General features: G+C 36.2%; 13 protein-coding genes and 4 pseudogenes. 8 read left to right on the plus strand and 9 right to left on the minus strand.

Annotated features, from left to right (window positions below; all coding sequences use genetic code 11):
• Nucleotides 1-708 precede the first annotated feature (708 nt).
• Complete coding sequence (locus tag OOZ15_RS19335) at nt 709-1482, minus strand: hypothetical protein (RefSeq protein ID WP_265958094.1); 774 nt, start codon at nt 1480-1482, stop codon at nt 709-711.
• A gap of 4 nt (nt 1483-1486) precedes the next feature.
• Complete coding sequence (locus OOZ15_RS19340; RefSeq protein ID WP_265958095.1) at nt 1487-2029, minus strand: lantibiotic dehydratase; 543 nt, start codon at nt 2027-2029, stop codon at nt 1487-1489.
• Between the two features lie 182 nt (nt 2030-2211).
• Between OOZ15_RS19340 and OOZ15_RS19345 the strand changes: the two genes are divergently transcribed.
• The 8 genes and pseudogenes from OOZ15_RS19345 to OOZ15_RS19380 all read left to right on the plus strand — a co-directional run bounded on the left by OOZ15_RS19345 (nt 2212) and on the right by OOZ15_RS19380 (nt 6789).
• Nucleotides 2212-2442, plus strand: a complete 231-nt coding sequence (locus OOZ15_RS19345) for a hypothetical protein (RefSeq protein WP_265958096.1) — start codon at nt 2212-2214, stop codon at nt 2440-2442.
• On the plus strand, nt 2426-3799 hold the full coding sequence (locus tag OOZ15_RS19350; RefSeq protein ID WP_265958097.1) for a vitamin K epoxide reductase family protein: 1374 nt from the start codon (nt 2426-2428) through the stop codon (nt 3797-3799). Before OOZ15_RS19345 ends, OOZ15_RS19350 begins: the two co-directional genes overlap by 17 nt.
• Before the next feature lie 79 nt (nt 3800-3878).
• The gene (locus OOZ15_RS19355) at nt 3879-4157 is read left to right on the plus strand and encodes a hypothetical protein (RefSeq protein ID WP_265958098.1); all 279 of its coding nucleotides are present in this window, start codon (nt 3879-3881) and stop codon (nt 4155-4157) included.
• Between the two features lie 29 nt (nt 4158-4186).
• Entirely contained in the window at nt 4187-4567 is a 381-nt protein-coding gene (locus OOZ15_RS19360; RefSeq protein ID WP_265958099.1) for a hypothetical protein, read from the plus strand.
• Nucleotides 4568-4849: 282 nt separating this feature from the next.
• A pseudogene (locus OOZ15_RS19365) lies at nt 4850-5086 on the plus strand (transposase); the annotation flags it as partial.
• Nucleotides 5082-5630, plus strand: a pseudogene (locus tag OOZ15_RS19370) (IS982 family transposase); the annotation flags it as partial. The pseudogenes OOZ15_RS19365 and OOZ15_RS19370, both read left to right, overlap by 5 nt.
• A gap of 136 nt (nt 5631-5766) precedes the next feature.
• Nucleotides 5767-6526: pseudogene (bla, locus tag OOZ15_RS19375) on the plus strand (subclass B1 metallo-beta-lactamase).
• Between the two features lie 56 nt (nt 6527-6582).
• Complete coding sequence (locus tag OOZ15_RS19380) at nt 6583-6789, plus strand: hypothetical protein (protein WP_265958100.1); 207 nt, start codon at nt 6583-6585, stop codon at nt 6787-6789.
• Between the two features lie 27 nt (nt 6790-6816).
• Here OOZ15_RS19380 and OOZ15_RS19385 read toward each other — a convergent pair whose 3' ends face one another.
• The 7 genes and pseudogenes from OOZ15_RS19385 to OOZ15_RS19410 form a co-directional block, all read right to left on the minus strand.
• The gene (locus OOZ15_RS19385) at nt 6817-7383 is read right to left on the minus strand and encodes an IS4 family transposase (RefSeq protein ID WP_265958101.1); all 567 of its coding nucleotides are present in this window, start codon (nt 7381-7383) and stop codon (nt 6817-6819) included.
• Nucleotides 7352-7657, minus strand: coding sequence for a transposase (locus OOZ15_RS19390; RefSeq protein WP_265958102.1), 306 nt, complete (start codon nt 7655-7657; stop codon nt 7352-7354). The genes OOZ15_RS19385 and OOZ15_RS19390 overlap by 32 nt, the downstream gene beginning before the upstream one ends.
• Before the next feature lie 7 nt (nt 7658-7664).
• Nucleotides 7665-7802: a hypothetical protein gene (locus tag OOZ15_RS19395; RefSeq protein WP_265958103.1), complete on the minus strand. Its 138-nt coding sequence runs from the start codon at nt 7800-7802 to the stop codon at nt 7665-7667.
• A complete protein-coding gene (locus OOZ15_RS20480) occupies nt 7789-7947 on the minus strand; it encodes a DUF4372 domain-containing protein (RefSeq protein WP_416337331.1) in 159 nt (52 codons plus the stop codon). Before OOZ15_RS20480 ends, OOZ15_RS19395 begins: the two co-directional genes overlap by 14 nt.
• A gap of 141 nt (nt 7948-8088) precedes the next feature.
• Complete coding sequence (locus tag OOZ15_RS19400) at nt 8089-9036, minus strand: tetratricopeptide repeat protein (protein ID WP_265958104.1); 948 nt, start codon at nt 9034-9036, stop codon at nt 8089-8091.
• A 2-nt stretch (nt 9037-9038) separates the two neighbouring features.
• On the minus strand, nt 9039-9521 hold the full coding sequence (locus tag OOZ15_RS19405; protein WP_265958105.1) for a sigma-70 family RNA polymerase sigma factor: 483 nt from the start codon (nt 9519-9521) through the stop codon (nt 9039-9041).
• Nucleotides 9522-9558: 37 nt separating this feature from the next.
• Nucleotides 9559-10438, minus strand: a pseudogene (locus OOZ15_RS19410) (IS982 family transposase).
• Between the last annotated feature and the right edge of the window lie 5 nt (nt 10439-10443).

The raw sequence follows: 10443 nt of genomic DNA on the forward strand, positions 1-10443 counted from the left end.
TGCTAGATATTCTTTGCAGTCTCCATCGGTTTTAAAGCGATCGGAGAACTCCAGAAGATTTTGCCCTTTAAATATGTCCATTTTTTAATATATTTACTATGATTGAAGATACGTATTTAAATACTCACCTCTATTCAAGGAATCTTTTTTTGTGTTTTTGGTTCCGAACAGCAAAATATATTAACAACTCAAAAACTAGAAAAGAAAGAATACTTAAAACTGTAATTTTAGTTTTTGAGCGTATGGTTTGCTCATTCAATTGTTTGATTAACTTCTCTTTCTCGGACAAAAGTTGTGGCTTGTCATATTTCTCAACAATATTACTTTTTAGATACTTATAGTCGTTCGTGAGTATACTGTCCAGCCTTAATAATGCATTAATGTATTTTAATTCTTGTTCTTTCTGATTGTTATTTTTGGCATTGTCAATTAAATAATGGTATCTGCGAGGCCAATAGGAGCCCAGTCAATCAATGCGTCCACATGTTTGAAAAATTTGTTCTTGCCCGTGCGCCACTCAACATGCCCGTCGAAAAATCCCATCTGTACCTTTTTTGTGTTCCTATAGCGTTGCATACATCTTAAAGGTACGATCCCAAACAACACATGTCAAGATCATGAACAGACTTTTTTACTCATTTAGTGCAAAGGTCTCTTTAGGCTAATCTTTGCGAGCTTTGACTTGCTATCTTATTCATGTATAAAGACTTATTTCCTCTTCATAGAATAATTTTTTGGAGAATCTAAAGCAACACCTTCATTTATATCATTTTTATTATCATTTGATTTAGAAGTTGGAGTGATTCTTGTATTTAATGTTCTAGTAAAACCATCCAAATTACTAGCTATACTTGATGTAGGCACTCTATTTAATGACTCTGTAGAAGCAGTAACATCTTCCTTCCATATTAATGATGATTTCTGCTGCACCAATTTTTCTAGAAAAGAATCAGACATTTTCCAGTGTGGTGCATTACGTCCAGCTTCAATACGCATATCAAAACCATTACGAGTCACACTACGAAGCTCTCCTTCTGAATTTTTTGTTTCATAAATATCTCCTCCAAGAATTCTAGTATGAAAAAAATGAGCAGCAAAATTAATTTCATCACTATCAGGAGGTGGTACATATTTGTTGTTCATTTCCATATTAGATGTGGTTGGGAGAAAACCATTTTGTAAATAAAACCCACGCGCCGATTGTATCACCCTGTCAGCTATCACACTTGTCACATTTAAGCCATGCATTTTATAATAATTTATGGCTTCTAAAATAAACAAGTCAGTAATTTTTAAACCACCCGGAGTCCAAATATCCGTGATTATCAAAGTTTCTCCGGAAAGTTCAAAGCCAAACATTCCACTGTTTTCTTTGGATTTATAATCTCTAAATGATATTTCTCCTTTTAAATCTAGCTTATCAGGAATTTCCAACTCAATAATTTGTTCGGTCAATGTACTTTTATATCTTTTAGTTGGCATGATTTCATATTTTTTTAATTAATGAGTCATCTATGGATTTTAGTCCAAACAAAAACAGAGTTTCATCGTTATCATTGATAAGTCCCAAAGCTTTTACACAAGCTACAGGATTTTTCTCTATTGCTTTTGAAATTCGGCTATTTATAATACTGCTGAGAGATGCTCTCTTGTTAAATTTTTCAACCGGCTCTAATTCTATGATGCTAAAATCGCTAAGTTCCCCTATAGACACCCCTGAAAAAATACCATAAGGAGTACACCTTACCGAAGAACGAACTAAATACTTTAATAGCGATAGTCTTAGTTTTTGAGCTTTTTTGTCGTTTAAAAAACTTTTGTCTTGAAGCCAACCGTTAAGTCTTTTGTACAAAGCAGGAGAAGTTAAGTAGATAGCTTCTTTTATTAAGTTGTTCTCCCAAATTTTGCTTAAAACAGCGTCTTTTACTTCACGGTTTTTAGTAAGTTCAAAATATCTACTTAACGGCCAAAGGGAAGTCCTTAGACAGTATTTGTTTAGGGTTTTGTAAGGAGGTTGTTTGTTTTCCATTTTAATTGCTCACAAAGTAAAAAACCCTTCTCGGATTATGGTACAGGTTGAATTGATTTACAGTAAAAAGATAGTTGAAATTTATAAATTTCAACTGATTGTGGTTGTTTTTGATGAGAAAAGTTAAGGAGTTTGGAGTGTTAAAGGTGTAAGCCCTTGAAAATAAACCACCAAAAAACACAATGGACAACTGTTTAAATACCTTTTTAAAGCTACTCAAATGTCTCAAGGTAAAGCACACCAAAGCCTACGCAAAAGACACCATCCTGTCACATCCCGATTATCCTAGTATGCTGGCCATTTCGGACGCTTTGGAAAAATACAATATTGAATGCTACCGTACAAATAGACAAGGAGCGTTTAGCAGAACTCCCGTTACCTTGCATAGTACAAGTAATGGACAAAAAGGATGAACGTTTTGCTCCATCTTCACTTTTTTATGTTTTGACAGATGTAACGAAGAACTCTGTTGGTTACTTTAATGATGAAAATAAACGCACACAAGTAGATAAATCGCATTTTCTTAATATTTGGACAGGTATAACGTTACTTACTGAAAAGAAAGAAAACTCGATTGAGCCGAATTTTGATAAAAAACTGAAAGAACAAAAAGTTGGTAATGCCTTAGCTGTTTTAGCATCTGCCTGCATTATAATGTGGGCAGTTACAGGGTTAAGTAAAGCCTCGTCCATAAGTATAGCTTCCATATTCTTTATTGCATTAGTACTTGCGGGATTGGGCATATCTACTTTGTTGTTATGGTACGAAATGGATACTTATAATCCAACCCTACAAAAGTTCTGTTCCGGAGGCAAAAAAATGAGTTGTGATGCGGTAATAAACTCAAAGCATGCAAAGGTTTTGAGCAAAGGCATTAGTTTAAGTTCGTTGTCGTTTTCTCACTTCTTTGCTTCTTTTATGTTAATGCTCATTTTTTCATTTTCAATCTCAACATTTAATTTCTTGGAGGTGTTAAGCCTGTTTGGTATTCCTGTTATGGCTTATTCCATTTACTTTCAAATGGCCGTTATAAAAAAATGGTGCAAATTCTGTTTGATGGTTATTGGAGTATTGGCACTACAGGTAACGATAACTGCTGTAGTTGGAATTGAAATGGTTTCTTTTTGGGATTATTTACCTGCCTTTATGGCCTTTTTTTCCATGCCTATACTCGGGTGGAACTGGTTGCGAACACTACTTTCAGATAAAAAAGGGGTTCACCTTTACAAAAGAAGTTTGGGTAAAATAAAAAATAACCCGGCAGTATTGCAGGTATTGTTGTCTAAGTCCCGTAAAATAGAAACCAGCCCAAAAGGTTTGGGCATTATGTTAAAAACCGAAAAGCCAAAATACCATGTATTAAAAGTGTGTAACCCCTATTGTGGCCCTTGTGCCAAGGCACATCCAGTTTTGGAAACTTTGCATAAAAAAGGCATTATTGATTTGCAAGTGCTGTTTACGGCCGCTCCCGATAAGGCTGACCCTAAAACTGTACCGGTAAGCCACTTATTGGCCATAGCCGGCAATGAAAACCAAAAAACTACCCAACAAGCACTAGACAACTGGTATCTGGCCGATAAGAAAGATTACGAACGCTTTGCACAACAATACCCTATGAATGGGGAGTTGGAACAACAATGGCTAAAAATAGAAGCCATGCACCAGTGGTGCCAGGCCGAAAATATAACTCACACCCCAACCATCTTTATCAATGGGCACGAACTGCCCATTGAATATAGCGTTAATGATTTATTAGAGGTATTGGTATAAAATATTCTTGCAAGAATAGACACAAACCGTGAGTGTCTTTAAATGTTCACGCCAAAAATAATTTTTAAAACGTTTAGTTATGTTAAACAAAATTCTTAATTTGGAAGGAGTTACTGTTCTCGATAAAAAACAGCAAAAACTAGTTAACGGAGGAGAAGGTGGCTGTGGAGCCTATATTCCGGCTGGTCAATCTGGTAATACTACTAGTTTTGAGCCTCCAAATGGTGGTGCCTCTACAGGTAGTAATAAACCAACGGTATTTTATGATATTTCATATGCTGAGGCTCAAAGTGTCATACAAGGTGTTTCTGGTGCTCGATGGTGTTGTGCCTCATGTTCAACTGCGTCTTCGTACTAAACACTAAATGTTTTATAAAAAGTAAAAATATGCAGATAAAGAATGTTTATAAGTTGAGTTTAGCTTTGTTGTTGTTAATATCATGTGATAAAAACAAGACTTCAAACCAAATATCAAAACCAAATATATCGGAAAGCAATTTGATTACTGTAATCTTTGATGAAAGAGATTATTCTAAAGATACACTTTGGTATAAAAATGGAGGATACTCACCAACTCTAGATTTGATTGTTTATTCTGAAGATGATGACTTTATAGTAAATAAAATTTACCCTAATAACCATTTGGGGTATAGGGATACAGTAGACATAAAATCTAAAAAAGGCATTGTACTTCAACATAGATATCATTGCTACTTTAAATCCCTATACAATTTTAAGCCAGGAGACACAGTTTTTTTAAAAATATAATGACGGTGTGCCTATAGTCAGTATTTTAAATAGAGAAGTAAAGGATAACGATTTAAATTTTCAAAAAACCTTTAACTTGAAGCTGAAAAGACCTGTGAGCAGAGAAGAATTTATACTTAATAATAAAAGGCAAAGAACTGACGAAGAACTTGAAGTGTATAGAGAAAACAGGAATCTATCCTTATTAAAGAATAATGACACTTTAGATTATTTATTCAAGAATAAGTTTTTTGAGTTATACATATAAATTCCATATCTTTATGGCCTCCAAAATAAAGAAAAATGGAACAATTTAAAGGTCAAAATATCATAGACTTTATAAAAGTCTTCCCTTATGATGCTTCCTGCAAGCGTTATTTGTCTGATTTAAAGTGGCACGACGGTTTTGAATGTTCTAAGTGCGAACACAATAGTGGGCACCACCGCAGCGACCACAGTTATTTTTGCTACAGGTGCCAACACGTTGAAAGCCCTACCGCCGGGACACTTTTCCACAAGGTGAAGTTTGGTCTTCACCGCCGTGAAGGTCTGTAAGAACAAGCGTATCAAGCGAAATAAGGTGTTTAAGGAACTAGCACAAGTGAGCAAGTCCACCATGGGGTGGTTCTACGGGTTCAAACTACATTTGGTCATCAACGACCGTGGCGAAATCCTGAGCTTTACCATTACACCGGCCAACGTGGACGACCGTGAACCGTTGAAGAACGAAGGGTTCTTGCGGGGCATTTACGGAAAACTCTTCGGCGATAAGGGCTACATATCCAAACAACTGGCCGAAATCTTGTTTGTGGACGGCATCCACCTGATAACCCAATTGCGCAACAACATGAAAAACAGCCTGATGACCCTGTCGGACAAGATAAACCTCAGAAAACGATCCATCATAGAAACCGTCAATGATGAACTGAAAAACATGTGCCAAATCGAACACTCAAGGCATCGTTCCCTAGGGAATTTCTTTACCAATCTCATCGCTGGGCTTATTGCCTACTCCTTTTTCCCTAAAAAACCTTCGCTCAAATATCAAAATGCATTGGTTACCAATCAGATAAGTGCTTTCTGATTAATCGAACTCAGGTTGGTAATAAAAACCGGAATGAAAAAAAGTCCTCTTGTCTTAAAATATTAAGGGGTAAATTACTACTTTGGTTTTTCATATAACACGTTGACAGAAATTCTAAAAAGAACACCATAACATAATGAAAGTCATTATAAATACCCTATTGATAACCGTAATCTTTGTAGCGAGTGTAATATTGTAGTTCCCAAAAACGAGACGAATTCAACCCCAAAGTAGTTTATAAATCTGATGATTTAATTATAATCCAAATTTCCGAAAACTCATTTGAACATACATCATTTTTGCAAACCCAAGATTTTGGAAACGTCCCTTGCAACGGTTTAATCGTAAGCGATAATAATGAAGCAATAGTTTTTGACACTCCGACCAACGATATAAGTTCAGAGGAACTAATCAAATGGATAAAAGATACACTTCATTGTAAAATAAATGTAATTATCCCGACCCATTTCCACGATGATTGTTTAGGAGGACTAAAAGCATTTAATGATAACGAAATTCCTTCGTATGCATATTTCAAAACAATTGAGCTTGCACAGGAAAACAATTTTGTTATTCCCCAAAATAGCTTTAGAGATTCGCTAATATTAAAAGTGAGTGATAAAACTATTATTGCAAAGTATTTCGGAAAAGGTCATACGAAAGACAATGTTATTGGCTATTTTCCAAGTGAAAACATAATATTTGGAGGTTGCTTAATAAAAGAACTTGATGCAAGTAAAGGCTATTTAGGAGATGCAAATGTTGAAGATTGGTCAAGTACATTAGAAAACATTAAAAAGGAATATCCAAATGTTAAAATTGTTATTCTCGGTCACGGAGACTATGGAGACAAAAAATTACTTGATTACACAATTGACTTATTTAAGGCTGAATAAAAGAACTTCTGTCAACAGCATTTAGCGGGGTGTTGGCAACAAGTTGAAAAACTGAAATGGAAGAAAATAAAAAAATAGCTGATTTACCATCTTATGCAAAACCTCGAAAAGAAATTCAAGGAGCATTTGCAATTGGAAAAATCATCAAGTTCTTTTCCTTTTTTGGCTTAAAAAATAACAGTTTGAACGAAGCATTTTCTAAAATTCCTGATCTAAAAAGGGAGATTGAACATTTATCTGCACTCATTAGCGTTTCGTTATAAGTCGAACATTTTCAGTTTATTACAGTTTTATTCTTTGAAATTTTGTAGATGGTCTTTTTTAAACAGTTGATTTGCAGTTGTTTTCTCAAAAATGGTAATGCTCAGAATCTGTAAGATTTCGTACATTGTTTGTGGCAAGTCTAGTCTTTTTTTCACGATAGCCACTATGGCATAAACGGCTATGGCTGTCCATACCTGTGTTTTGACAGCATTGGCGCTGTGCCCCCAAAAGGATTTGATTTTCAGGTGCTGCTTTATCCATTTGAAAAAGGTTTCTATTTGCCATCGGTGCTTATAGAGTTGTGCTATTTCCAGTGCCTTCAAGTCAAAATTATTGGTCAGGAACACTAGGATCTTTTCCCGTTCGGTGTCATAATACTTTATCCTCCTGAGTTTTTTGGGGTAATATTTGGACGGGTAGTGGCTCTTTAACCGTATGGTTTGGTCGCAGCGTATCCCGGCAGATTTACCGCAGGGCAGTGGGCAGGTTCTTTTAAAGGCCATGTTCCGCTTGGCACGGGTTACAAAGAAAGCCTTGTCCAAGGTAATGCTGTAAATCCGTTCAAAATCTAGGTACCCTCTGTCCATAGACATAGAAACCGCCTTTTTCAAAATCTATCATCTCCAGCACGTTCACCTCGTGCACTTTGCCCGTGGTAATATGGACAAAGCAGGGAATGGAATTTTTCAGGTCCAACTGCAGGTGAAGTTTTACGGCTGCTTTGTTCCTGCGGAACTTTGCCCAAGGGTACATGCTCAGGCATAGGTCTATGATGCTGGCATCTATGGCGAAGACATTCTTTTCCAGTTCCAGCTCTAACTGATTGCCGTCTCCGTAAAGTTTACGCGCCTGCGCAATGAGGAGCATGGCAAAATCAGCATAAATGCGCCAGTTCCCTGTTCTCGTATGCTCTAGATAGGGTCGTCTTGGCCACTTCTTTGCCTATGCCAAGATGGTAGAGCTTATCAGCATTGGCATTTAGGCACAATACCGTGTCGCTAATGGCTTTCACGGTGGGTCAGTTGCCCAAAGGCCATGCACAGGAACTGTCTCCAACAGCTAAAATGCCGGGCTTTGTAATTGCCTTTGTATTTGGAAACGCACCGGTTAAAATCATTATGGTCTACAAAGGACATAAGTGGGGGGGGGAAAAACATATTTGCCTTGGTTCATAAGGAAAGTTTTTGGTCGCAAAACCATAAACTTAACTCAACCATTTCAAATCGTTTAAACCTAAAATCGCTCGCAAGCCTCTATCTACAATAATTCAAAGAACTTTTATTTTTTTAAACGCAACGCTAATGGCAATATTTAGATAGTAATACATCTATTTCAATCCCATATTGCTTCTTAAAATTTAAGCTTTTCGCGATAGTAAAATCTTCACAGGCACTTTTCTTTCTTTTCAAAGCTAAATTAATTTTCCCCCTAATCATATAGGCATATGAATTAGTTTGCAACAGACTTATAGACTGGTTAATATCAGTAATTGCCTTTTCAACATTTGAAATTTGTAACCAACTATGAGCTCTGTTGCAAAGAGCTACGGGATGTTGGGGGCTTAACTGTAGAGCCTTATTAAAATACGATATAGCTTTCTCGTGTTGATTTGCCTTTTGATAAGTATACCCTAGATTAATAATCGTTGAAATATTATTCGGATTCTTATTTGCTATTGTATGTAAAACCTCTTTGGCTTTTTCATAGTTGTTGAGTTCAACATGTAATGCTGCTAATAAATTCAACCCATCAATATTCAAAGGATCCTCTTTTAGAACCAATTTTAAAATAGGGGCAACCCCCAAAAAATCACGAATTAGAAATTTAGCACTTGCTAGCTTAACCTGATAATCAACCAATTCATTACTGCCTACCAATACAACAATCTTTTCATAATCTAAAATAGCTTGCTTATATATTCTAAGGGCTAAATAAAATTCAGCCCTAGCATTAAGTAAAAGAACTGATCTAGGAAAACGGGTGAGGGCGTGGTTTAATGTATAAATAGATCGTTTATACTCTCCAAGTTTAATCAAATACTCATATTTGTGAAAGTAAAATTCAGGAGGAGACATATTCCCATCTATTTCTATAGCAGTCTCAATGCTTTTCAGTGCCTGTAAGATTTTGTTTTTAGAGGCATACCCAAGAGCTTCTTTGTAATATAGACTACCATTTTGTCCTGCTATACCTAACGAAAAAAAAAGGAGAAAAATTAAAATTATACGTTTTGCTATTCGAATCATCTTTATTGAAGGTCTTGTGCTTTTCTTTTTAGGTCTTTAATCGCATTAGTGATATGGTTCTCTACAGTTTTTTTACTAATGCACATAATTTTAGAAATTTCTCGAATACTTCGACCCTCAAGCCTCTTCATTATAAATGCTTTCTGTCGTTTTTCGGGAAGAGATTCGATATATCCTTTAAGAATGGACTCTTTAATAAAGTCATAGTGTTTTTCATTATTAATTATACCCACATTATTCTTCTCTTTATAAATAGTTTTCATAATCCCTTTCTTTTTTGTATGTCTATATAGTAGGTTGTATGTGTTTAATTTAATAGCTTTGTACACATAACCATCTATGTTTTCGATTTCTGACAAGTCTTTTTGCAATAAATCTAAAAATAGATTCTGGACGATATCCTTGCTCATCTCCATGTCTTTACATATAGAGTAAGAATAGGAAATCATTTCCTGCTTTTTCTTGATATAAAATTCCTCTATCATAGCATAATGATTATATTATTTATACCCGTTGTGCATTTTAAACAATGCTGATTTTAATATTATTGATATTTCTGTTGAAAATGAATTTATTGATGTACTGTGAATTACAGTGAGTGCCGTTATTTTCGACAATACCCTTGTTTTGAACCCTTCAAAAGATTTAGCATAGTTCCTGCGGATCATAAACTGGTCGCATAATTGAGAAAACAAGGTCTCTATGCGTTTTCTGGATTTTTTAAACACAAAGGGCTGATCTTTGTAATCCCGTTGGTTCTTGCGCATCGGGGTGCTCAATTCAATTTGGTGGTTCTCAAAGAGGTTCAACTGGACTTCTGACGAAAGATACCCCTTGTCCCCGAGCAGGACACAATCGGACAACTGGGCCTTGATATCATCGAGATAATTAATATCATGCACAGATGCCGGGCTCAGGTCAAAGCTTTGGAACACCCCACCCACAGAGCAGACCGCATGTAGCTTATACCCATAAAAATAAAGGCCCTGTGAGGCACAGTACCCTTTGTCCGGGAAAGCATAATCCTCTTCCTTGCAAACCCTGCTACGGGATGAACGGGAGAGCTTGCACACTTCCAACGGCATGCTGTCCACAACAAAATAATCTTCAAACTCGTTGAAATACCTGGCCAAGGCCCCCGTATCTTGTCCAAGTAGGGCATTAAGCGCCTCCGGCGACGGTTGTACACGCTGCGTTCAATCTTATTGGCAAGATGGCCAGGGAGCATCCGGAAAAGGTGGTTTTCACTGTCAATCCCCATATATTCAGCGGTTAAACACAATCCTACTACTTCCAAATCACTCATCCGGGGGCTTCGCCTTTGGTATGGGAGCAGTTTTTCTTTTGATATTTTTCTTAGCACTTCCAATATTCTTTCGTAATTTGCATTTAAGTTGTTCATTGTAA

It is taken from the genome of Galbibacter kalidii (assembly GCF_026241135.1).
Classification (GTDB): Bacteria; Bacteroidota; Bacteroidia; order Flavobacteriales; family Flavobacteriaceae; genus Galbibacter.

Bases quoted from the DNA above. Each gene is read 5' to 3' on its own strand.
- OOZ15_RS19335 (WP_265958094.1), bottom strand. From the start codon at position 1,482: ATGCCAACTAAAAGATATAAAAGTACATTGACCGAACAAATTATTGAG.
- OOZ15_RS19340 (WP_265958095.1), bottom strand. From the start codon at position 2,029: ATGGAAAACAAACAACCTCCTTACAAAACCCTAAACAAATACTGTCTA.
- OOZ15_RS19345 (WP_265958096.1), top strand. From the start codon at position 2,212: ATGGACAACTGTTTAAATACCTTTTTAAAGCTACTCAAATGTCTCAAG.
- OOZ15_RS19350 (WP_265958097.1), top strand. From the start codon at position 2,426: ATGGACAAAAAGGATGAACGTTTTGCTCCATCTTCACTTTTTTATGTT.
- OOZ15_RS19355 (WP_265958098.1), top strand. From the start codon at position 3,879: ATGTTAAACAAAATTCTTAATTTGGAAGGAGTTACTGTTCTCGATAAA.
- OOZ15_RS19360 (WP_265958099.1), top strand. From the start codon at position 4,187: ATGCAGATAAAGAATGTTTATAAGTTGAGTTTAGCTTTGTTGTTGTTA.
- OOZ15_RS19380 (WP_265958100.1), top strand. From the start codon at position 6,583: ATGGAAGAAAATAAAAAAATAGCTGATTTACCATCTTATGCAAAACCT.
- OOZ15_RS19385 (WP_265958101.1), bottom strand. From the start codon at position 7,383: ATGTCTATGGACAGAGGGTACCTAGATTTTGAACGGATTTACAGCATT.
- OOZ15_RS19390 (WP_265958102.1), bottom strand. From the start codon at position 7,657: ATGCTCCTCATTGCGCAGGCGCGTAAACTTTACGGAGACGGCAATCAG.
- OOZ15_RS20480 (WP_416337331.1), bottom strand. From the start codon at position 7,947: ATGTTTTTCCCCCCCCCACTTATGTCCTTTGTAGACCATAATGATTTT.
- OOZ15_RS19400 (WP_265958104.1), bottom strand. From the start codon at position 9,036: ATGATTCGAATAGCAAAACGTATAATTTTAATTTTTCTCCTTTTTTTT.
- OOZ15_RS19405 (WP_265958105.1), bottom strand. From the start codon at position 9,521: ATGATAGAGGAATTTTATATCAAGAAAAAGCAGGAAATGATTTCCTAT.